The 24,061-nt window shown below is 47.3% G+C and carries 16 protein-coding genes, 1 pseudogene and 1 riboswitch; of the genes and pseudogenes, 14 read left to right on the plus strand and 3 right to left on the minus strand.

Annotated elements, in window-relative coordinates; translation table 11 throughout:
- Nucleotides 1-39: 39 nt before the first annotated feature.
- From PAEVO_RS07870 to PAEVO_RS07925, 12 genes are all read left to right on the plus strand, one after another.
- A complete protein-coding gene (locus tag PAEVO_RS07870) occupies nucleotides 40-966 on the plus strand; it encodes an ABC transporter permease (RefSeq protein WP_100537063.1) in 927 nt (308 codons plus the stop codon).
- A gap of 12 nt (nucleotides 967-978) precedes the next feature.
- The gene (locus PAEVO_RS07875; protein ID WP_100537064.1) at nucleotides 979-1,875 is read left to right on the plus strand and encodes a carbohydrate ABC transporter permease; all 897 of its coding nucleotides are present in this window, start codon (nucleotides 979-981) and stop codon (nucleotides 1,873-1,875) included.
- A 72-nt stretch (nucleotides 1,876-1,947) separates the two neighbouring features.
- Complete coding sequence (locus tag PAEVO_RS07880) at nucleotides 1,948-3,606, plus strand: extracellular solute-binding protein (protein WP_100537065.1); 1,659 nt, start codon at nucleotides 1,948-1,950, stop codon at nucleotides 3,604-3,606.
- A 161-nt stretch (nucleotides 3,607-3,767) separates the two neighbouring features.
- Complete coding sequence (locus tag PAEVO_RS07885) at nucleotides 3,768-5,780, plus strand: glutaminase family protein (RefSeq protein WP_100537066.1); 2,013 nt, start codon at nucleotides 3,768-3,770, stop codon at nucleotides 5,778-5,780.
- Between the two features lie 18 nt (nucleotides 5,781-5,798).
- Nucleotides 5,799-9,017, plus strand: coding sequence for a glycosyl hydrolase (locus PAEVO_RS07890; RefSeq protein WP_100537067.1), 3,219 nt, complete (start codon nucleotides 5,799-5,801; stop codon nucleotides 9,015-9,017).
- A 264-nt stretch (nucleotides 9,018-9,281) separates the two neighbouring features.
- Nucleotides 9,282-10,883 (plus strand): CehA/McbA family metallohydrolase domain-containing protein, encoded by a 1,602-nt coding sequence (locus PAEVO_RS07895; RefSeq protein WP_100537068.1) that lies wholly within the window; start codon nucleotides 9,282-9,284, stop codon nucleotides 10,881-10,883.
- Between the two features lie 192 nt (nucleotides 10,884-11,075).
- Nucleotides 11,076-11,891, plus strand: a complete 816-nt coding sequence (locus PAEVO_RS07900; protein WP_100537069.1) for a MerR family transcriptional regulator — start codon at nucleotides 11,076-11,078, stop codon at nucleotides 11,889-11,891.
- A 69-nt stretch (nucleotides 11,892-11,960) separates the two neighbouring features.
- Nucleotides 11,961-12,644 carry a DUF554 domain-containing protein gene (locus PAEVO_RS07905; RefSeq protein WP_100537070.1) on the plus strand — a complete coding sequence of 228 codons (684 nt, stop codon included), beginning with the start codon at nucleotides 11,961-11,963 and terminating at the stop codon, nucleotides 12,642-12,644.
- Nucleotides 12,645-12,852: 208 nt separating this feature from the next.
- Nucleotides 12,853-14,526: a ribonuclease J gene (locus tag PAEVO_RS07910; RefSeq protein ID WP_100537071.1), complete on the plus strand. Its 1,674-nt coding sequence runs from the start codon at nucleotides 12,853-12,855 to the stop codon at nucleotides 14,524-14,526.
- 268 nt (nucleotides 14,527-14,794) lie between these two features.
- Nucleotides 14,795-15,745 (plus strand): carbohydrate ABC transporter permease, encoded by a 951-nt coding sequence (locus PAEVO_RS07915; protein WP_100537072.1) that lies wholly within the window; start codon nucleotides 14,795-14,797, stop codon nucleotides 15,743-15,745.
- A gap of 61 nt (nucleotides 15,746-15,806) precedes the next feature.
- Nucleotides 15,807-16,676, plus strand: a complete 870-nt coding sequence (locus PAEVO_RS07920; protein ID WP_071220686.1) for a carbohydrate ABC transporter permease — start codon at nucleotides 15,807-15,809, stop codon at nucleotides 16,674-16,676.
- A 40-nt stretch (nucleotides 16,677-16,716) separates the two neighbouring features.
- On the plus strand, nucleotides 16,717-18,096 hold the full coding sequence (locus tag PAEVO_RS07925) for an extracellular solute-binding protein (RefSeq protein ID WP_100537073.1): 1,380 nt from the start codon (nucleotides 16,717-16,719) through the stop codon (nucleotides 18,094-18,096).
- 887 nt (nucleotides 18,097-18,983) lie between these two features.
- On the opposite strand, the gene PAEVO_RS07930 is transcribed toward PAEVO_RS07925, so the two are convergent.
- Both PAEVO_RS07930 and PAEVO_RS07935 read right to left on the minus strand, forming a co-directional pair.
- Nucleotides 18,984-19,640, minus strand: coding sequence for an FAD-dependent oxidoreductase (locus tag PAEVO_RS07930; RefSeq protein WP_165789630.1), 657 nt, complete (start codon nucleotides 19,638-19,640; stop codon nucleotides 18,984-18,986).
- The gene (locus PAEVO_RS07935; RefSeq protein ID WP_100537075.1) at nucleotides 19,577-20,188 is read right to left on the minus strand and encodes an FAD-dependent oxidoreductase; all 612 of its coding nucleotides are present in this window, start codon (nucleotides 20,186-20,188) and stop codon (nucleotides 19,577-19,579) included. Before PAEVO_RS07935 ends, PAEVO_RS07930 begins: the two co-directional genes overlap by 64 nt.
- 185 nt (nucleotides 20,189-20,373) lie before the next feature.
- Here PAEVO_RS07935 and PAEVO_RS07940 point away from each other — a divergent pair.
- Nucleotides 20,374-21,372: pseudogene (locus PAEVO_RS07940) on the plus strand (cation:proton antiporter); the annotation flags it as partial.
- Nucleotides 21,373-21,548: 176 nt separating this feature from the next.
- Here the strand turns inward: PAEVO_RS07940 and PAEVO_RS07945 are convergent.
- A complete protein-coding gene (locus tag PAEVO_RS07945) occupies nucleotides 21,549-22,913 on the minus strand; it encodes a TrkH family potassium uptake protein (RefSeq protein WP_100537076.1) in 1,365 nt (454 codons plus the stop codon).
- A 180-nt stretch (nucleotides 22,914-23,093) separates the two neighbouring features.
- A riboswitch (cyclic di-AMP (ydaO/yuaA leader) is annotated at nucleotides 23,094-23,245 on the plus strand.
- Nucleotides 23,246-23,377: 132 nt separating this feature from the next.
- On the opposite strand from PAEVO_RS07945, the gene PAEVO_RS07950 reads away from it, so the two are divergent.
- The gene (locus tag PAEVO_RS07950) at nucleotides 23,378-24,025 is read left to right on the plus strand and encodes a universal stress protein (RefSeq protein WP_100537077.1); all 648 of its coding nucleotides are present in this window, start codon (nucleotides 23,378-23,380) and stop codon (nucleotides 24,023-24,025) included.
- Nucleotides 24,026-24,061: the final 36 nt, after the last annotated feature.

Here is a 24,061-nt window from a genome sequence, read left to right on the forward strand (position 1 = left end):
GGGCGGCCCATCCGCCCCACTGAAAGGAGAGGTGGGAATGTGAGCAAGTCACGATTAACCAACAACCGATTCATGAAACGAATCTGGCAGCACAAGCTCTTTTACTTGTTCATGCTGCCAGGCATCGTCTGGTTTTTTCTATTCTCTTACGTGCCCTTATACGGAATTCAAGTTGCTTTCCGGGACTATACCTTCGTTGGCGGATTCACCGGGAGTCCCTGGGCAGGATTTAAATACTTTGAACAATTCTTCAATTACTATCAGTCTGGTGACATCATTCGCAACACGGTCATCATCAGTCTCATGAAGCTGCTGATCGGATTTCCGATGCCGATCGTGCTTGCGCTCCTGTTAAATGAAGTTCGGAAAATGAAATTCAAGAAGACGATTCAGACTCTTTCTTATTTACCTTATTTTGTATCGTGGATCGTGGTTGTTACTCTCATGCAGCGTTTACTGACTCCATACGGGGGTCCGGTCAATGACTTGCTGGGGTCATTCGGAGCCGAATCGATCCAGTTCCTAAACAACCCTACCTGGTTCTACCAGATGATTGTCGGGTCGGACATATGGAAGAACATCGGCTGGAATTCCATTATCTTTATGGCCGCCATTGCGGGTATCGATCAGCAGCTCTATGAAGCTGCCAAGATGGATGGCGCAGGACGTTTTAAGCAGATGTGGCATGTGACACTTCCAGGTATCCGCAATGTGGCCATCATATTGTTCATTCTCGCCGTGGGGAATCTGATGAGCGCCGGGTATGAACAGCTCCTTCTCCTGAATGGTCCTGCGACTGCCAGTATGGGCAGCGTGCTGGACGTGCATGCCATCAATTCCGGTATCCGGGAAGGGCGTCTCAGTTACGCCGCTGCGGTCGGACTGTTCCAAAGCATCATCGGGCTCATTCTGGTTCTGACCGTTAATCGAATCGCCCGCAAAGTCAGTGATGTATCCCTGTTCTAAGGAGGTGACGTTATGAAACGTAAATGGTCATTATTCTCGGTGTTCAATTACACCGTTCTTGCCATCATTGGATTTTCCATGATCTATCCGTTTATTTATATTTTGGCGTATTCCCTTAATGACGGGAAGGATTCCATGATGGGGGCGATCTATTTTTTGCCCCGTAAATTCACGCTGGAGAACTACGCCCAGGTATTCGATAATGCCCGCATCTGGAAGGCGTACCAAATTACGCTCATGCGCACCGTGCTGGGTACATTCCTTCATGTTGTGCTGTGTACGCTGATGGCCTATGCGCTTTCCAAAAAAACATTGCCAGGCCGCACTTTTTTCACCTTTTACATCTTTTTGCCGACGATTTTCAGTGCCGGGTTCATCCCGTTCTTCATCACGCTGCAAAAACTGCATCTTATCAACAGCTTCTGGGTGTATGTTCTGCCGATGCTGTTCAATTTCATGCACATCGTCATTATCCGGACCTTTCTGCAAGGCATACCTGAAGAGCTGGAAGAGTCCGCCCGCATTGACGGGTACGGCGATTTTCAAATCTTCGTGCGGATCATACTTCCGCTTTCGGGACCGGTGCTGGCCACCATCTCCCTGTTCATCGGAGTGGCCCATTGGAATGATTGGTTCTCGGGGGCGTACTACGTATCCAACAAAGATTTGATACCTGTGCAGACCCTGTTGCAAGAAATGCTGACGGAAGCTGAAGCACTGTCCAATTCCATGCAGCGGGCCGCGCAGCAGGGAGGGCAGACGGTTGGCGGAACCAGCGGTGCTGGCGCAACTCCGGAATCGCTCCGGATGGCCTTGCTTGTCATTACGGTCTTCCCGATCTTGTGCATTTATCCGTTCCTGCAGCGATATTTCGTAAAGGGGGTTATGATCGGTTCGGTTAAAGGTTAGGTCATCCTGACCCGGAATTTGTCCAAAGCTTTACCAAGATCATTGATATCCATATTCCAGGAGGCGATTGGTTTGAAGAGGGTTTGGTCGAAAGGCGTATCCGCATTGCTCGTGTCCATCATGGTTGGAGGTTTGCTGATCAGCTGCACGAATTCATCAGGGAACGGAGATAACGGAGAAGGGGCAGAAGGAGAGAATTCATACAAACTCAAAATATTACACAATTGGAATGGCTCAAACGGTTCCGATGCCATGACACCGGTGGAGGAAGTCATCAAAGAGAAGACGGGCGTTACCCTGGAGTGGGAATATACCAAGGGCAGCGAGACGGAGAAGGTCAACCAGATCTTCGCCACGCAGGATCTGCCGGATATCTATACCGGACCTGCCTGGGGCGGGGAACTGGATGGCATCATTAAGGCTGCCAACGAGGGACAATTGGTGGACATATCGGACAAGCTGAAGGATTATCCGAACCTGTCCAAATCCATTGCGGAAGAAAATGTGCCGCCGGCATTATATGAGAAAGCGATTGATGCTTACGACGGCAAAAAATATTTGCTGCTGCAAAATCAGCCGGCCACGAACGAAGACGGTATGGATTGGCTCTATGGCTTCTATGTGCGCAAAGACATTGCCGAGAAAGTCGGCGTCGATCCGCAATCCGTTGTCACGAAGGACGATTTCTATAACTTCCTCAAAAAAATCAAAGATGCCAATCTGCAAGAGAACGGCCAGCCGGTCTTTCCGCTGGGCGGTTTCAGTAACGGCTGGGCCGTTGGCATCGGCAACACTATGTTCTACCCGGGTGCAAGTTATGTAGATAAAGGTGACGGCACGGTTGAACATAACTTCTTCACGAAGGGTTATGAAGAGTACACGCTGTTCTACCGGAAGCTGGTTGAAGAAGGGCTGCTGGATCCGGAAACCTTCACCCAGACGGACCCGATCGCCAAGGAAAAAATCAATCAGGGCCGCATCGCTATCCTTGCCGCGCATTATCCGGCCATTCTGGATGCTTCCAAGGAGTATGTCTCCTCGCATCCGGGCAGCGACTACATTCCTCTCGGCCCATTGGAGCGCGCTGACGTCGAGCCGGACAGGCCTGTTGATCTCGGAATTCAGGGCAACAACGTCACGGCGATCACGAAGAACTGTAAAGGCGCTTGCGTCGACGCAGCGCTGAAATTCCTGGATTTCATGGCCTCGGACGAAGGGTTCATGCTGGCAAGATACGGAGTGCAGGGCGTTCACTGGGACATGAAAGACGGCAAGCCGGTTGCCAATCAAGAATGGTTTGACAAATTCAGCACGGACACCAACATGAAGCTGCGCAAGAACGAAGGCATCAGCATTGGCCTGGAGTCGCTGACGGGTCTTGACCGGATCAATTCGGTTGCTGGCGGAGACATCTGGGCTGAACAGGAACGGCTGGACGCCATGGAGAACGCACGCAAAATCCTCCGACCGAACGGCATTCACGTGATTACCGCCTATAACCCGGGCGATGTCATCACGAAAGCGCCGGAATGGGAAATGCTGAAGCCATCGATGGATCGGATGGGCGATGCCTGGAAGGAAGCGGTTTTTGCCAAATCGGATGAAGCCGCCATGAGCATTATCAACGAACTGCGCGAACAGCTCCGCAAGACCGGATACGATAAGGCGATGCAGTTCACGAACGAAAATCTGAAGGGGAAAGACGTGGTAACCGTTCAGATGCCGAACTGATGACGTCCATCATCAAGGGAGCCCGGTAATACGAAAGGCTTCGCAGCACCTTGGCAATCAAGGGGGCGAAGCCTTTTGCGCTCTTCTCACTTTTGTTTCCAAATCGCAAGGATATGAAAGGCATTACCCAGAATAAAGAAGAATAAAGGAGTTGAAGTCAGATGACAACGAAATTCAGACCTCCATCCGTACCCCTGGTCACCGTGGATCCATATTTTAGCGTGTGGTCCGCTGCAGATCATCTCTACGATGATCATACCCGGCATTGGACGAACAAGATTCAGGGCATGACGGGACTAGCCAACATTGATGGCGCCCCGCGAAGATTCATGGGAAAAGTTATCACGCAGGATGCGTCAGAACGACTTGAGCCTGAAGCGCTTGAGCAAATCGATCTGACAGTTGAGCCACTAACCACCCGTTATACGTTTCAGGGGGAAGGCATTGAGCTTCAGGTTGAGTTCACCACGCCTTTGTTGCTGGATCATCTTGATCTGTTATCCCGGCCCGTCACGTATGTAACGGTACAGGTTCGTTCGATGGATGGGCGTGCCCATGATGTTAAGATCTATTTCGATGTCACAGGCGAGTGGTGCGTGCATACACCGGATCAGCAAGTGACCTGGGAGCATCGCCTAATCGATGGACGCTTGAATATGATGTCGATGGGCACTGTGGAACAGCCCATTCTACAGCTTGCCGGAGACGATACGAGGATCGATTGGGGGTACATGGTTTTGGCGGTCCCCCGTACGGAACGTGTCCAGACGGTGATTCATGCTGTGACAAGCCGTGAATCATATGTACGAACCGGTCAATTACCGTCGGAAGATGATCATCAGAAGCCGCGACCGGTATCCGATAACGTTCCCGTTATGGCCGCTGAAATCGAATTGGGTCCGGTCCGGGAAGAATGGGTATCCGAGTATCTGATGCTTGCTTATGACGATATTCATGCTATCGAGTATTTTAACCAGCCGCTGGATGCTTACTGGAAGCGAAACGGAACGACGTTCCATGACATGCTGTTACAATCTGCCGACCAATATGAAGACATCATGCAGCAATGTGAGAGCTTCAATCGTCAACTCATGGCCGAGAGTCTTGCCGCAGGCGGCGAAAAATACCGGGATATCTTGGCGTTGACCTATCGACAGGCAATTGCCGCGCATAAATTGGTTGCCGATGAAGCGGGACGCGTGTTGTTTTTTTCCAAGGAGAATTTCAGTAACGGATGCATCGCTACGGTCGATGTCAGTTACCCGTCGATTCCATTGTTCTTAAGATACAATCCTGAACTGGTCAAGGGCATGATGCGTCCGATTTATAAATATGCCACAAGCCCTGATTGGCCGTTCGATTTTGCGCCTCATGACGTGGGAACGTACCCCAAAGCCAACGGTCAGGTGTATGGCGAGAATAAACTGGAGTACCAGATGCCGATTGAGGAATGCGGGAATATGCTCTTGATGGCTGCCGCGGTATGCAAGTATGAAGGAGATACGGATTTTGCCCGGGAACACTGGGAACCTCTTACCGCATGGGCGGGGTATTTACTGCAGCATGGGCTCGATCCGGATAATCAGCTGTGCACGGATGATTTCGCCGGACATTTGGCGCATAATGCGAATTTGTCCATTAAAGCGATCTTGGGCATTGCCGCGTATTCGTACATGTGCGACCAACTGGGCTTGCAGGAAGGAGCCACTTATCTTGCAGCCGCTCGAAACATGGCGAATGAATGGATATCCATGGCCGATGCAGGAGACCATTATAAGCTTACGTTCGACAGTGCCAACGATTCTTGGAGCATGAAATATAATCTGGTATGGGATCGCCTGCTGGGATTAAACCTGTTTCCAAAAGAAGTTGCAGCCCAAGAGCTGGAATATTATAAACATAAACAGAATCGATACGGTCTTCCGCTGGATAGCCGCGATACGTATACAAAAGCGGATTGGCTGGTATGGTGTGCCTCTATGAGTGCTACGCAATCCCAATTCGAAGCCATGATTGCGCCCTTATGGGATTTCATGAATGAAACCTCTGCTCGCGTTCCGGTGACCGATTGGTATGACACGATGAGCGGCAAGCAAATGAATTTCCAGAACCGCTCCGTTGTCGGTGGGTTTTTCATCCAATTGCTGATGTCCCGGTCTGGATTAAATTCGTGAAAAGACAGGTGATGCAGTGTGAATAACGTTAATGTTCAGGACGAAGTAGCCCATAAGGATCTAAAGCAGGAGCTAACGCAGCTGAAGGTGCAATTCGAGAATCCGGATGCCACGTATCGCCCGCAGCCGTTCTGGTTCCTGAATCATGAGCTCACGAAGCCGGAGCTGGAAAGCCAGATACAATCGATGTATGAAGCGGGTGTCGGCGGTGTTGTTCTGCATGCTCGTCATGGGATGCAAACCTCGTACCTGTCACCGGCATTTATGGAAGCGTTGGAGTTCTGTACCCTGGAGTGCGAGAAGCGCAGCATGGTCGTCTGGCTGTACGATGAGGACAATTGGCCAAGCGGAACGCTGGGCGGCAAGCTGACCCGTCGGCATCCGGAATATCGCATGCGATACTTAAGGGTCGAAGAGAAAAGATATACGCACGACGGACAGCAGCAAGGCTTGAAGCTGGACTTTGCACGCTATGATCATAATGAGCTTATAGCCATTCTGGCTTATCGCGCTGTGGAGCAGGACGGGGAATGGCTGCTCTGTGATGATCCCGAGGATCTCACGCATGCATGGGGAGGAGATTGGACGCCGACAACGGAGGATTCTTATATCGTGCTGGCCTGCTGGTCCTGTGAGATCGCGGAAGGCATCACGTTTGCCCAAGGGTACTACTTGGATACGTTGAATCCGGAAGCCGTCCAGGCTTTTATCCGAATGTCCTATGATCCGTTTCAGTCCTTACAGAAATACTTTGGCGCAACGATTCAAGGTGTTTTCACCGACGAACCCGGACTCATGATTCACGATGGTTTCTTCGGCGTGGAAGCGATCCGTACGACCGTTCACGATGTGACCGCTACCCTGCCCGGCATGGTGTTTGCTTGGACACAGGGCATGGCACAGCGGTATCGCCAAGAGAATGGGTATGATCTCATCCCGCGGTTAGGCGCATTGTTATACAACATGGCTGATGGCAGCCGATCAACGAAACAGCAATATTATGATACGATAACGCGCTGGTATGTTGAGGGTTATCATCAGGCGATTCGTACATGGTGTGAAGAGCATGGACTCCTGTACATCGGACATACGCTTGAAGAGCCGGTTTGGGGACAGGCCAGATCGCAAGGCAATCAGACCCGGGTACTGCAGCAGTTTCACTACGCAGGCGTGGATTATCTAACGCCCGGAATCGGTACGAAGGAGAATCCCCATCGGATTGTGTCCGTGAAGACGGCAGCTTCTGTCGCGCTGCTGAACAGCAAGGAACGGGTAATCTGCGAATCGTTTGGGGCAAGTGGTCACGGCTATTCCATGCGTCAACGGCGACTGGATGCGAATTTCATGGCATTCCTGGGCGTTAATCTGTTTATCCCGCATGCGTTCTATTATTCGTTTGCCGGGTATCGGAAGACCGATTTTCCGCCGACGGAATTCAAACACGCGCCGCATTGGCCGCATTATCGTGCTTTTGCCGATTATATCGGGCGACTGAGTCTGCTCGGCGCGTGCGGTAAACGTACACCGGAGGTTCTTCTGCTGTCACCTATTCAGACGGTATACGAAAATATGTTCGTATCCGGTCAATCGAATAGACATCCCTCTTCCGATGCTATGTTCTCGCTCCTGTCGGATCGTTTGCTTCGCAGATCCATTGATTACGACTATGTAGATGAATGTCAGCTTCGCGAAGCCACCCTTATGGATGGGGAAGGGGTTCGATTTAGCGAGGGTGGGAACGTATATTCGGTTTTGACTATGCCGGAGATTGAGGTCATGTCGAAGGACATTGCCGCACAGCTCGTTTCTTATGTGAAGCAAGGCGGTACTCTCGTGGCTGTAGGAGCGATCCCGCGGCATAGCGAGTCCTTGCATCATGATCCAGAACTGGCGAAGCATGTGCATGAGCTATTTGGTTCGACTCCGCAGCATGATGCGTTACGATCCATTGGCAAGGGTTATAGTCTGTTTTATTCCCTGGAGGATCGCGATTCATTGGATTCGTTGTGTGAACGTTTAGGCGGGTTATTAAGGAAATCTCCTGTTTTACGATGGAAGTTGATCGAAGGTCAACATGAGGATTTGATCAGTGTAGAACGTGTGTTCGATAATCAAGTATTTGTGTGGCTGATGAACTGGTCGGAGAAGCCTGTTTCCTTGAAGCTTGATGCAAGAGAGGCGAAGCACCGTATTGAAGAATGGGACTTGGAAAGCGGGAATATACGCCGGTTAACCAGCGATTCCGTTCTTACCTATGCTCCCGGAGAGCTGCGAGTTCTCTCGCTTGTACCGGAGGAAAGCCCAATCGGCGAAAAAGAACAGATGTTCGATTCGGATCGAAAATCCAAGGATGTAATCGTTCTTGAAGATATGTGGCGTTTTCAGACCCTTGAACCCAACGTTTTATTACTGGACCAATGGCAGGTCACGCTGAATGACCGAAAGTCCAGAATGAACGCAACGATGCCTGGGCAAGTGAACACGTATCGTACAACGTTTACCATGACGCAGAAATTGATCGAACGATTGCAATCACCGAGCGATAGGGGGCTTCCCGATCAATCCAATATCAACCCATCACCGAAGATCGAGTTAATTCTGGACGATGTGGAGCAGAAAATACCATCCCATATCGGCTTTCTGCAGCGTAGGCGCAATCTTGAAATCTTCGTGAATGGCGTAAGGCAGAATGCGCTGCAGCCCTCAAATTGGCAGGATCAACACTATGCCAGCGTGGATGTCACCCCTCATTTGTTAGCAGGCGAGAACCAACTTGAGATTCTGACGGTTTCATTGCTGGAGCCGATGCCGGCGATTTCATTCCCTGCATTTTTGATCGGAACCTTTGTTATAGAGGATCAGATGAGGCTAAATGCGGGTTACGAACATGTGTTTGGTTGTTGGTCATCTGCCGGCTATCCTTATTATGCGGGAGCGGGAGAGTACTCACAGCAAGTGGATCTAACTCAACTTAACTTGGCTCCAGATGAGGAATTATGGCTGGAAGCAGAAGATATCAGAGAGACGGCTTGTTTATACGTGAATGATATGGAGGCAGGGATCCGGTTGTGGCCGCCTTATCACTGGAACATCACGTCATATGTTGAACAAGGGAACAATCACTTTACCATCCGTGCAGCCAATACGCTGGAGAATTTGTATGGAAAGTCTGCTTTGCCTTCAGGGATGAACGGACAGGTCAAGTTGGTTCGTCGAACCTTATCCAAAGATATATAATCTTATAAGATATTTCTGAAAATGACTACAGCGAGTTCAGGTTGTAGTCATTTCATTAATTTAGTTTACATAATATATGATATGTAACCTATTAACCGAAAAACTTGCGTATTTCGAGTTTCAAAGCCGGTTGCTTTTTCTATCGGACATAGGTAGGGGAGCTCCATTCTTACAAATTCAACGATTTACGATGACATTCTCTTAATCATGAGGGCTTACACTTGAGAAGTTTGATGAATGATAACAACTCGGAGGTGCCATGAAATGCAGCTAAAGAAGAAAACCATCATGGTTTTGGCGCTCAGCTTGTCCATTCTTTCGCAAGGCATGATTGTTCATGCCAAGGAAGACGGGGCGAGGTTTAAGCCGGAAGGAAACGGCAAATGGATGACGGGTGAGTATCACGCGCATACGTATCAATCCGATGATGCCAGTCAATCGCTGCAGGAATTGCTGGACAACGGATTCGAAAAGTATCACTTGGATTGGATCGCGGTCTCCGACCATCTTAGAGTTTCTAAACGGGACGACGAGGGAAATCCTCTGGCCGGCGGAGCTATTCCGTTCTCTAAGGGAATGGCTCAGTACCAAATCCCCAAGATCCAGCAGCTTCAGAAAGCAGGGAAATACAAGAACAAAATGATCTTTTCTGGTGTTGAGTGGGACATGCCTACATATGAACATGTGGGAGTCGGCATTATAGCAGGCAATTTCGGTTCAGAATCGAGCCTGAAGGCAGTTCGTCAGTTCGAGTATCTGTTCACCGATCGCGAGGAAGCGATGTTCGATCCCAAAGATGTTGCCGAATGGAACAAACATGACAGCCGGGCCTATACTACACCCGAAGATGCCCGAACAGCGCTGGCTTGGCTCCAGAAAAACTACGGGAACAGCAGTTATGCATTGCTCAACCATCCTTCTAGAAAAACCGTGTACACCATCGCGGATATACGGGATTTCAACAATATTGCGCCGGATGTCGTATTTGGAATGGAAGGCATGCCCGGGAATCAGATGGAACCGGATCGTGGCGGACTAAATTTAGCCACACCGGAAAACAGAACCTACGGCGGTGCTGATTTCATGATTGCCAAGGTTGGCGGCGTCTGGGATGCGCTGCTTGGCGAAGGGCGCGAATTTTGGAACTTTGCGAACTCGGATTCTCATTTTGAGATCAGTGAAAACCGTTTATACTCCAGTGGATATTGGCCGGGACAATATGCGAAGAACTACACTTGGGTGAACGGAAAAAATATGCAAAGCGTATTGGACGGTATGCGTTCGGGTAAATCATTCTCCGTTTACGGCGATTTAATTAACGCGCTGGATTTTCGCGTTCGTCATGGGAACAAGCAGGCCGAGATGGGAAGTAACCTGCAAGTGAAAAAAGGGAACCCCATCGAAATAACGATCCGATTCAAAAGCCCGGACCAAAACAACAACGGTGATTCTGTATCCGTAGATCATGTCGATTTGATCTCAGGCGACGTAACCGGTAAAGCGAAACCAGGTACGGCCGCTTACAGCAAAAGCACCAACGATTCGACCAAAGTGGTTAAACGGTTTACGAGCAAGGATTGGAAAACCGATCGGGATGGATATAATGTGATTACGTATCGGACAACAGCAACGAAGGATCAATATTTCCGATTAAGAGGGACTAACCTTAGCGTGAATGTTACTGGAGAAACCAGCAATGGCGATCCACTGATGGATCTAAAAACGGACATCGAAGACAACGAGCAGCGGTTTGCGGAAATTAATAAACGGAACTACAGCGACCTGTGGTTTTACTCCAATCCGATCTTTGTTAGCGTTGACGACAAGCCGGTTAAAGCCCCTAACAAACAGGGGAAGCATCCGTAAGTCGCGGCTCGCGCACGATTCAGAAGACTGCCGATGGTTCGGCGGTCTTTTTGTTTTATTCACACGCAGTATAATGAAGGATGATCGTAATCTAGCTGATAAACATTGGATTGTAATTTTGTTGACATATCCCATCATTTTATTGTGCAAATTGAACGAAGCGTATAGGCTATTAAGGAGAGGAGAGATGATATGTTTACGATCGGTGAAATATCCAAGCTTTTTCAGATCGATATTCGCACCCTCCGGTATTACGACGATATTGATTTATTTAAACCGGCATCCGTGGATCATCTGACCAGTTACCGTTATTATGCGGTCGATCAATTCGAGCAGCTGAACACCATTCTGTATCTCAAAGCGCTTGGCATTCCTTTAAAAGACATTAAGCTTTTTCTGGATGATCGGGAGATTGAACATATATTAACCCTGCTCAAGGAGCAGCAGCGCAGAACTGAGGAGAAAATTGAGGAATATCAAAGAATCCAGGCGAAGATTAAAAGCCGAATCGATCAGATTGAAGATGCCTCGAATAAGGAAGAACTCTACAAAATTCGGGAAGTAGAGCTTCCCGAGAGAGTGATGGTGTTGCTGAAACAGAACATACATAAAAGCGACAATCTGGATATGCCGATCCGATTATTGGAGAACAGCACGAAGATGAAGTCCACCATTTTCCTTGGCAAAGTAGGATTATCGATCTCGATCGATCGTTTAATGCAAAGCAAATTTGATGGATACGATTCTATTTTTGTGATTGTCGAGCAGGAAAGTGCGCGCAGCAGCTCCGAAGTCGAAGAGAAGAGATGGCCGGAAGGCACCTACATCACGATTCGGTTTGGAGGGACACACGAAGATGCAGCGCCTTATTACAGAAAGCTCCTGGATTATATCGAGGAAAAAGGATACAGCCTGATTGAGGATGCGCTTGAGATCACGTACATTGATTATGGGCTTACCGGTGATCCTTCACAATTCGTAACCGAAATTCAAATGCTCGCTAAATAAACGATTGACCCTCCAGCTGCTGGAGGGTTTATTCTTTGTATCAAAACATATTAGTAGGAGAGAACGACTGTGATAGGAACCATTGTAAACGTAACAACCATTGTTGTAGGCAGCACGATTGGAAATGTATTTAAAAAGGGAATGAGCGAAACCTATCAGGACATCCTGATGCAGGCGATGGGTTTGGCCGTTATGGCACTCGGTGTGCATTCGATCGTGAAGTATATGCCCGATAGTCATTATCCCGTCTTATTCATCGTAAGTCTCGCCATAGGTGGTCTGATCGGGGAGAAGCTGAATCTGGAGCAGGGATTTAAAAAAGCGGTGTCGAGGTTTACCAAGGGAAATTTGGCTGAAGGATTATCAACGGCCATTCTGTTGTTCTGTATAGGAACACTGTCTATTATCGGACCGATCGAGAGCGCTTTGAACAATAATCATACCTATCTGTTCACCAATGCCATCCTGGATGGCGTGACGTCAATTGTACTGGCTTCAACCTTTGGCATTGGCATCGTTTTATCTGCCGTGGCCACATTTTGTTGGCAAGGGTTATTGTACGTTATAGCCGGCGCAGCCTCTGGATTGATCACGACGGAGCTGTTAACCGAAATATCCATTATTGGCGCCATTTTAATATTTGCTTCAGGCTTAAACATTTTGGGCATACGGAACTTCAAAACCATGAATCTCACGCCGGCGCTGTTGATCCCCGTCGTATTCCTTACGGTTAAAAATCTGCTCGGTTTTTAACCTAAAACCCGGATTCATACCAGCATATCGAGATTACAAGGATAGCCCGCCTCGGATGGCGGGTTTTTTGCTGTATTCCGTACCACATACGCTGTATGAGCCATTGTTTACCTGGGTGCATAAGTTTTGTGACAATTTCAATAATATAGGAGAACCGACAGCATCTAAGAATTGGACTCGTGGAAAGAGAGAAGGAGGCGTCATCGTTATGAATATAGCTGAACATAAACTGCTGGTCGCAGCTCTGGGCGGCGTTAATGAAATTGGAAAAAACATGTACTTCATTCAGTACGATCAAGATATCGTGGTCATTGATTGCGGCTCCAAATTTCCTGACGAAAACCTGCCCGGCATCGATTTGATTGTGCCTGACTTTACCTATTTGCTGGACCATGCGGATAAAGTCAGAGCTCTTATCGTCACCCATGGACATGAGGACCATATCGGAGGGATACCCTATTTACTGAAGCAGCTCCCGATCCCTGTGTATGGGACGAAGCTCACGATGGAGCTCATTAAAATCAAGCTAAAAGAGCATCGCATTCTGCGTGAATCCGAGCTTCACACAATCGATGTAAATTCCACCGTTCAAGCGGGTGCCATCCAAGCCTCTTTCTTTTCGACCAGCCACAGCATCCCGGACTGTGTGGGCATCGTTTTTCAGACCCCGGAAGGCAATGTTGTCCACACGGGGGACTTTAAATTTGACATGTCTCCTGTGAAGGGGCCTTATCCGGATCTGCATCGAATGGCTGATATCGGCAAGCAGGGGGTTAAGGTGTTATTGTCCGAAAGCACAAACGCCGAGAGACCGGGATTTACACCTTCGGAACGTCTGGTTGGCGGACACATCCTGGAAGCATTTGCGCAGGCCAAACAGCAGGTATTCATCTCTACGTTTGCTTCCAACGTGAACCGTGTTCAGCAGATCATCGATGCCGCCGCTGAAACAGGACGAAAACTAATTCTGCTCGGCCGCAGCATGGTCAATGTCGTTACCGTTTCCAAGGAACATGGCTATTTAAACATCCCCGATGACTTACTGATTGATGCAGGCGACAGCGAGCGCTATCCACCAGACAAAATCGCTGTGCTATGCACGGGGAGTCAAGGCGAGCCCATGGCAGCATTATCGCGATTAGCCAACTCCAAGCATCCCCATATTGAGATTTTACCTGGCGATACCGTCATCATTGCTGCAGGAGCCATACCGGGAAATGAAAGGAACCTTGCTCATGTGATCGATAATTTGTATGTGCTGGGTGCCCAGGTCATCTATGGGTCCGGCTCAGCTTCAGGGATGCACGTATCCGGTCATGGCAGCCAAGAAGAATTGAAATTAATGCTCACCTTGATGAAACCGGACTATTTGATTCCTGTTCATGGTGAATTCCGAATGCTGTATCAGCACCGACAGCTGGCGGACTCCGTGGGGATCCCTAATGAAAATGTGTTCATCATCCAGAATGGCGACACGATACAAATCCAGCAGGGCATGGCATCCTTAGGTCCCAAAATCCCTTCAGGCAACAGCCTCGTGGACGGATTGATGATCGGAAACGTAGGCAATATCGTTTTGCGGGACCGCAGGCAGCTGTCCTCCGACGGGATGCTCATTATCGTAACCACGCTCAGCAAAACGGAAAAGCAGATGGTGGCCAAGCCCGAGCTCATATCCAGAGGTTTCATCTTCGTGAAAGACTCGGAGGAATTCATGGGTCAAATCCACGATATCGTCACGTCTTCAATGAAGGATTTAACGGAAACCGGGTCTACCCAATGGAATCTGATCAAGCAGACCTTGAAAGATCATGTCGGCAAATTCATATACAGCGAGACCAAGAGAAGGCCGATGATTCTGCCCATCATTATCGAAGTATAAGCCCCTTTGCATATATAAAGCACAGCCTTAAATAGGCTGTGCTTTTATTTGTGCGTCGATATAGGGTAGGCATACACCCGGATGCGGGCAGCTGCATACACTGCCGATAAAAGGAATCACTGAAGGTGTTGTTCTTCCATTCATGTCTGTGAAAAAAAGAATAACACATAATCCGGATTCGTCCACATAACCATTTACAGAATGGACATGAACGTCTTGTCCGATTACCGGAAGGGATCCGGCTATTAATGAAAGGAGGAGGATCGGTTTGTCATCCACCCCAGAAGGGAAATGGACTGCGGGACATGGAAAATGGTCTAAACGAAAGTTCAGATTTACGCGTAATGACTGGATGGGTTATCTATTCAGCGCCCCTCTGATCATCGGAGTCATCGTATTTGCCATTTATCCCATGTTCGCCGCACTGTTTATGAGTTTTCATCAGACATCCGGGCTAAATTTATCCGGCACCTGGGTGGGCCTGAGCAACTACCGTTACGCATTAGAAGATTCCTTATTTTGGCAAGCGCTTTCAAATACGTTTGTCATGGGGATTTGGTCTGTGCTGCTTGGAATCGCACTATCGTTTGTTTTGGCGAGCCTGATTAATAATCTGAAATGGCATCTGGGACGCAATTTTTTCAAAGCGGTATATTTTCTGCCCAATGTTGTATCCGGCGTTGCTACAAGCCTGTTGTTCTCCTTCTTGTTTTTTCCTTCCAAGGAAGGGCTGATCAACTTTGTGATTGGTTTGTTTGGCATCGATCCTGTCGGCTGGTTCACGAACCCGGAAGTGGCGCGTTACAGTATCGTGCTTATGAGCTTGTGGGGCGCCCTTGGGTATAACACCATTATTTTTCTGGCCGGTTTGCAAAGCGTCCCGCGGGATCTCTATGAGGCAGCCGAAGTGGATGGGGCCGGCACCTATCGGAAATGGTGGTATATTACGATTCCATACTTGCGTCCGATCTTCGTGTTCATGCTTATCATGGGAACCATCGGCGGAATGAAGCGCTTTACGGATGTATGGTTAATCGGTGGAACCGCAGGTAATCCTGGTGGAAGCTTGATGACCGTGGTGCTGTATATTTACCGAAACGCGTTCCTCTCATCGCAGATGGGGCTGGCCACGGCCGTATCTTATCTGTTATTCGTCATCATACTCATCCTAACCGTGTTCCTCATGCTGCTCAACCGCCGCAAAGACAGTTTGGACTAATGCCATTATCCATTTTTCGGGTCCGTAGGGGAGCCTTATTCCAGAAGACAGGAGGGTAACTATGAGCAGTTCAGCCTTGCCCAAGGAGCCTGTGCGCCGTAAACGAATCACACTTCAACAGCTGATACTAACGCTGGTTCTGTTGGTAGGTTCATTCATCATGATTGTGCCATTTTTATGGATGCTGGTCACGAGCTTCGATTGGGCTGCACGATTAAATATTTCATTCCCGCCGAAAATATGGCCGGAGGAGCCTTCGATCCGAACATATGAAGCCGCATTCACCAACATTAATATGTTTCGATATATCGGCAACTCCACGCTTGTAAGCGCAGGGGTCATTATCATCAGCTCGTTGTCAGCACTCTTATCGGGTTATGCCTTATCCAAGCTCCGCTTCAAAGGAGCAAACTTTGTCCTGCTGCTAGCGCTAAGCACGATGATGATTCCATTCGAAATGACGATGATTCCGCAGTATTTGCTGTTCAGTAAACTCGGACTGGTCGACAACTATCTGGCTTTTTATTTGCCGGCGATGAACTATGCGTTCGGTACATTTTTAGCCAAAGCCTTCTTTGATCAATTACCCAGCAGTTTAAGGGAAGCTGCGGTCCTGGATGGCGCCAAGGAAATCACCGTATTCAGCCGGGTTTATTTGCCGCTGTGTACGCCAATTATCGCCACCATGGTCATTCTGCTGTTCTTAGGCGTATGGAACGATATGCTGTGGCCGCTTCTGATCTTGAAATCGGCTGCCAAGTACACAATCCAGATTGGATTGGCCATGTTTACGTATAACAACGGAATTAACCAGCAGCCATCCATCATTATGGCAGCAACAACTACGAGCCTCATTCCGGTTATCGTCGTGTATATGTTCCTGCAGCGTTATATTATCGAAAGCATTGCGCTGTCCGGTATCAAGCAGTAATTCAGATTTGAAGCTAAATTTATGCGGGGGTGTTGATGTGATGAAAAAAGCGGTGCTGCTTATTCTGTCATTCGTGCTGGTGTTTACATTGGCCGCTTGTTCAGGCAGTTCGGGAAAAGATGTGACAGGCGGCGTTACGATTGAAAAGGTATCGGATATGGAAGGAACGGTCCGCGTTGCACTGGCAGGCTGGCAGCTGGATAATGGAATTGATGCGCTGACAGGCAACCCGACCGTCGGACTCAACGAATATTTGGATAAAACGTTCAAAAAAATGTATCCCAACATCAAACTGGAGGTTTATCAAATCCCTTGGGAGAACGTAAAAGCCAAACAAACGGCCATGCTGCTCTCCGGCGATGCGGATGTCTTGTATACCGGTGGAGCCTTCGCATCACAATGGTACCAGGAAGGGCTGCTGCGTGACCTGGACGACTTGATCGAAAAGGATACCTCGTTTGACCCGAGCATTTATCTGGAAGGCATTATGAACAACTCCTACAGCACCAAGTCGCCCGACGGAAGCAAGCAGTTTGGCATTCCTGCCGTTCTTGGCCGCCGGATGACGATTTATGATAAGAAGCTCTTCGAAGACTGGGGCGTGGAAACACTCTCGGCACAGCCGGGACCGGATGAAATTCTGGAGAAAGCCAAACAAATGACCGGCAAAAACCCGAAAACCGGTGAAGACAATTTCGGACTGTATTGGAGCGGCAACTCGTTAAACGGATCCACCTTTGTGGCGTTAACCCTTGCTTATGGCGCCAAAGGAGCGGAAGGATCGCTGAAAGATATCAAGAACATCAAATGGCACCTGAATTCTCCGGAAATGGTCAAAGTGCTGGAATGGCTGAAAGAAGCCGCACAACTGCCGCCGGCAGGTTTCGTAAATGCCCAAGGAGCTGAGAATTTCGGTCTGGAGAAGAACAATATCGCCATCGCCCTTGATTCCACCGGCGGCTCAACGATGAGTGAATACCGGTCGAAGCAGAACAAAGAACTGCTGGACCGTTTTGAACCTGTGCTGAACATGGGACCTAAAGGCGAAGGCTGGGTAGCGGTTGACCCGTTCATCATGGCAAAGAATGCTAAAGATGTGGATGCATCATGGGAAGTATTAAAGTTCTTAACCAGTTACATGACGCAAAAATATATGTATGAGAACTTCTCCAGTACCCCGACACTTAAAAACGCTGATTTCGTAACGCCGGAAGACAAGTTTGTGAAAAAAGCACTCGAAATCGCAGATGTTGGCCACTCGGAGCTTATGGATGAAGCCAATCCGTTCTATATGAGCGATATCGCTCCAGCCATAAACGGATTTATAAGCCAGGCTGCATCCGGAAATGCACCGGATATTCAGAAGTTTCTCGATGATCTGCAGGCTCGTGCTGAGAAATGGTCGGCAAATCTGAAGTAAAATCAGGAGGGGACTGCACAGGGTGCGCATTGGCGTGGTTGGAACGTTTAGTAACACGGTGTCACGAGTTTGCCCGTATGAACAGACTGTAGAAATCTAAGGAAGTTCCTATCCCTGCAGAGGCAGGCCTAATCATGATGATTATATGAGTCAAACAACACAATATATTCCAGTATTATGTAAAACGTGCATTATCCCGATAATGTCCGAAAAAAACCGACCGATTTGGCCGGTTTTTTTGTGATTATGCTGACCAATTCCAGATTAGGCCAGGATTTCAGTACATAAAGTGGATAATGAGACCACTAATAAATTACCATTAAATGGTAAATAATAAAAATGTAGAAGGGAGGCAATGCGAAAAATAATACCGATGATCACACAACCAACAGGAAGCGCTATGAATTGATTATGATGCTCGGGATTATGGATTCAAGTTTATATGTAAAAAATATAAATTAAAAAGAAAATCCAGGAACGATCAATTCATTACACAAATCCAGAAACCGTGATAATGATTAATTAATTGAAATATGAATAAATCTGGATGATCAATTGAAGTTATGATTAACTACGAAGTGAAAATGTTTAAACCGACCGACGCGACGATCATCGATGATTGATATTGGTTTAAGCCAGAATTCAAAAGAAATTTAAATGAGACTTAACGAATGAACTAAATTTAAATTCGAAGATAAGAAATTAATAACAAAGCGAATGACGTGATTAAAAACGAAAGAGAACGATGAATATTGAGTAAAGGTTAATAATGAAGAAATATAGCAGTAAATCAGAAAAATCAGTTCATAAAACCTTCTAAGGCGTTTTTCCTTAGATCTGTTTCACAAAACTCGTATTTTGTACATATGTAGAAAGAACTTGATTCTTCAGTGAAAGAGTTTAAAACTGGATCCGTGGCTGGCCCACTCTCCTGCCACATAAAGCCCTGTAATTTCAGGTACGGCCGGACTCGGAAACCGATCTTCTCTGCCGATGTGCATATAATCATGGGCTACGACCATGTTGGGAAGGTACTGTCTTGCGACGAGTTCCTTCCTCCTGCCCGGTTGGATCAAGTCCATCATCTGCTCGAGGAATCGCTCATCGGCTTTTGCATCCGTTCCGCCAGTGCCATTGTGTTTAATAATGCTCACTACCGATGTGCCGTCTCTACTCAGTCGAGTAAATTTCGATTGATTCCCGAAGTATATCGGTTGATCGACACCCAATACCGCGAATCGATTCGGTACTGGCAGCCGCATCAGGCACAGATCCAAACATGCCACCGCAACCTTACGAGCCTGTTCATTCCAACGTAAAACAGACTTGCATACCGCATTTCCCAACAGCCGGCAGGTTACTTCCGGCGGGGTGGCGGAAATCACATGCGTGATGTTCATCTCCTTGCCGTCGGCAAACTTTATTTTTCGAACAGTCCCATCATGCCCGATTTCCATTACATTTGTTCCTGTCACCATGGTTACGCCTGCCCGATCTGCTTTTGCATAAAGCTGATCAACGATGGTTTGCCAACCTCCCTGCACATAGACAATGCTATTGTGCGTGCTACGTGACCCAGAACGGGACCAGCCATTTGGTGATCCTGGGCTAGCGTGAACGACCCTACCCTAAGCATGGCATAAACGATATGACGAACCATCGGATCGTGAAGTTCTTGTTCGATCCAACTCCGCACACTGATAGTCGGCACGGAATCGGCATCGATTCTTACAAACTTCGCAAAAAACTTTAACGACTCCATCTTACCTGACCAACTCAGGTTTTGAGAGAATATAAATTTGAACATAGGGGTTACCTTATTGTTCCAAAGAACTGATATATTTGCTGAAGGAGATCCTCCTTCAATTATTACACCTAAATCTTGAAAGACTTCTTCCGCAGACCCTCCCTTGACTATGGCATGACCACCTAGATTGAAGTTAGCCCCTTTCTTCTTGACAGATATTGCCCGACCGCCAAGTTGGCTGGACTTCTCGAAAAGGACAACAGACTTGCCAGCCTGAGCCAATTCAATCGCGGCCACCGTTCCTGAAATGCCTCCGCCAATGATCGCCACATCAAAAGGTTTCATCCTCCACACCCTCCTTCGCTGTTAGTCTTCATAAACTAAGATGGAGAATGCTGTGGATTTGTGACATTCTTACTAAGAACACGATATATCCATTCATTATCGGCAACTTAGCATGTTTTTGAAGGACAAGGTTTAATCTAAGGCAATGTACATATGCCAGGGGAGTGGACGATGCTAGAACTTGAGACGCAACCTTAAAGCTTCCGTTCTCACACCTTCGTGAGCAGAGCAAGCCGGTGCTCGCCTTGGCATTTGGCGGGACGTTGCTGTCTTTCCTTCTCATCGCTTTGGCGATGTACGGATTGATGGGATTACCGTTAGCTGTTGCTTTTACTTTTGCCGCACTTATGAGCGCAACAGATCTGATCAGTGTCATATCCATCTTCAAGTCCCTTGGTGTTCCCAAGAAAATTGTGACCATTATTGAAGGTGAATCTCTTTTTAATGACGGCATTGCCGTTGTCTTGTTTCAGATCTCTTCCATATACTTACTTACCTATTTGGAAATGGGGTGGGTAGGAATCGGCAGTGGTGTATTGCTCTTCCTGAAGTTTAGTTTGGGGGGAATTGCAGTTGGGGCTGTTTTGGGATTCCTCTTCTCACAGCTTATTCGCTTTTATGATGACTATCCACTCGAAATCGCTTTCTCAATGCTGCTGTTTTTCGGAAGTTATTTTATCGCCGAGCATTTTCACGTGTCCGGTGTTATTGCAGTAGTCGTAGGTGGCTTAATCTTCGGCAGCTACGGGGCTCGTATCGGCATGTCGGAAACCACGAAGATGAACATCAATTCATTCTGGGACGTCATCACCCTAGTAGCAAACTCGTTGATTTTCCTAATGATCGGACTTGAAATCAAGCACATCGACTTCACGGACAAATGGGCACTTATTGGTGCTTCGATTCTTATTGTTCTGATCGGAAGAACATTAGCCGTTTATGTCAGCATGAAATCCCTGAAATCCTTCCCCGCTTCCTGGAAAGTGATTTTGAATTGGGGAGGATTAAAGGGTAGTTTATCCATCGCGCTTGCCTTAAGCTTGCCCACGACCTTCGAAGGCCGTGACGATATTCTTGTGCTAACCTTCAGCGTCGTCCTCTTCTCTCTGCTCGTACAAGGACTCACAATCAAACCACTGGTTAAGAAATTAGGGCTCGGCAAATCAATGAAGGTAAGTGAATAGCAGTAGAAACTGTAGAAAGAAGCCGCGGTCATATTTTAAGTACCCAAAAACACAGCGTAAAAATATGGGGAATTTGCCGATGACCCGGCTAAACTTCCTCATACTCCTTACGCCGTCACACTTTAGGTACATTGCTACTACCTAAAACTTTATTTCTAAGTACTACGTCAGCTGCTTTATCCTATGAGCACCTTCTCTTCGGGCAAACGGTATTTTTGCTTGAACATTCGCTGCGACAACGCGAATGCAAGTGTTAAGGGTCCAAGTCTGCCAATATACATGGTCAAAATAATGATCCCTTTTCCTAAGGGTGAGAGTTCTGGTGTTAATCCCATCGATAAACCAACTGTTCCGAAAGCCGAAGTCACTTCAAAGAGAACCTCCATAAAATCCTTCTGCAAACTATGCTCACTAATGGTTAGGACAAAAGTAGCCAAAATAACCACCCCGACTGAAATCACCATGACGGCTAACGATCGAAGGATGATGGATTGAGGGATTCGCCTGTTGAGTATTTCAACATCTTGTTTGCCCCTTATAATACTTATCAAAGTGAACAAAAGAACTGCAAATGTGTTTGTCTTTATCCCCCCTCCTGTTGAACCAGAGGAAGCGCCGATAAACATTAAAAAGATCATAAAAAACTGGGAAGCCGTCATCATTTCAGCGATATTAATTGTATTAAACCCAGCGGTACGAGTTACTACGCCTTGAAAATAGCCCGCCCAAATCCGTTCTGCCCACGTTAAGGAGCCAAACGTATGGGTGTTGAACAATTCGATGATGAATATAACCAAAAAACCCGTGAGACAAAGGAAGCCGGAAGTTGATAACACAATCTTGGAATGCAGGGATAGCTTTGTCCACCGCCTATGCTTCCACACATCTAAAACTACAGTAAATCCGAGGCCGCCTATAATAAAAAGCAGAGTAATGACGATATTGACTAATGGATCACCAACGTATCGGCTCAAACTATCGGACCAAAGACTAAATCCAGCGTTATTAAAAGATGAAATGGAATGAAACACACCGTAATATACCGCTTGCCCCATACCCAGTTCCTCTTTCCAGCGAGTGATTAACAAGGCTGCTCCCATGAGTTCAATTATAAACGCAATGAGAAAAATACCCAGTGACAACTTCACAACACCTTGTGTTGATAAAGAGTTTGTAGATTCTTTTATGAGAAGGCGGTTTTTCAATCCGATTTTCTTACCCAGGACTACGGCTATCAACACACTAAATGTCATGAATCCAAGGCCGCCAACTTGAATCAAGCACATGATGACGATTTGGCCAAAGAGGGAGAAATCGGTTCCGGTATCCAGCACAACCAATCCTGTAACACATACTGCAGATGTCGAAGTGAATAATGCGTTTAACCAACCGACACCGGTGCCTGTTGATGATGATATGGGTAGTGCCAACAAGATAGCCCCTAATACAATCGGGAGAGCAAAGCCTAAAAGTATGAGACGCGAAGATGTTAAATGAAATTGCTTTATTGATATTTGGGGCTGTGATTTGCTACGAAACATCAGATATCCTCCTTCTTGTCCTAATTTTCAGTAAACGAAACCGTTCAGCCTACTACTGCGTAGTATTAACCTTATCAAAGCATTGATGCTACTGCAAAACAAATTTTCGCAATGCTATTATGCTGTATTTCGGTTTACATTTAGAACAAACTAGCATAATATGAATTACGATAATTTCATAATTAATAATCGCTTAATCCCCTCTTGGGGAGCGGGGGAACCATCGAGGTCGTACTAACGGCTTCAGGGGTGAATTCTTTCTAAACAGAAAGGACGGGGACTCTCAGACCCGAATCCGGCAGCTAACCTCGTCAGCGTCCTTGGGAGAGAACCCTCTTACCATTTTGACTTGTTACATATTAAACAGTCCAAAGCCTGGAAGCAGACACTCTGCTCCCAGGCTTTTTTCCTGAATGGTTTGCAGAGTATCTACATTTAGAAAAAGAAAAGGAGCAGAATTATTCATGGCAAATAACGAAAAAATCATGGTTTGTGTTTATTATGGTCCCCATGGGGAACGTCTCATTCGCCGAGGGGGGGAACTGGCTAAACTTCTGCAATGCCCCCTGTACGTATTGAGCGTCATTCCTGTAAGAGATGATGTGCTTGATCAAGAACAGGAAAAATTTATGGCCGCATGGCAAACGACATGCGACGAATATGGCGCTACATTTATCGCAAAAACGAACGTAGATCGTAAAGCTGCAGATATTATTGCGGAGACAGCCAGAAATCATCATATTACGCAATTAATCATCGGACAATCCGGGCAAACGCGATGGCAGGAAATTACGCAGGGTTCCTTCGTTAATGAACTACTGAATCGGATAGGTGAAACGGATCTTCACATTGTGGCGGTCCAGAGGATGGCACATCACATGACCGAGACCCATGAACGGGGAAGACGAGTCACGGTTATCAGAAATGGTGAACATTATAGGCTCAGCAATGGGGAGTCTGAAGGCGAAACTGTAGCTGAGGGTCTTTTTTTCAAGGAATTGAATACCGATTTCGATACGGGTTTACTTAAAATAATGACAAATAGTGAATTCAGGTATTTGAAGATAAGCAATGGAAAAGTGTTAGACCCTTCTTCTTTCCAGTCCAAATAGCGCATGATCAATATTACACGGGAGTGACACATGTGA

This window comes from Paenibacillus sp. GM2FR (assembly GCF_002803325.1).
In the GTDB taxonomy this organism is placed as follows: Bacteria; Bacillota; Bacilli; order Paenibacillales; family Paenibacillaceae; genus Paenibacillus_AQ; species Paenibacillus_AQ lautus.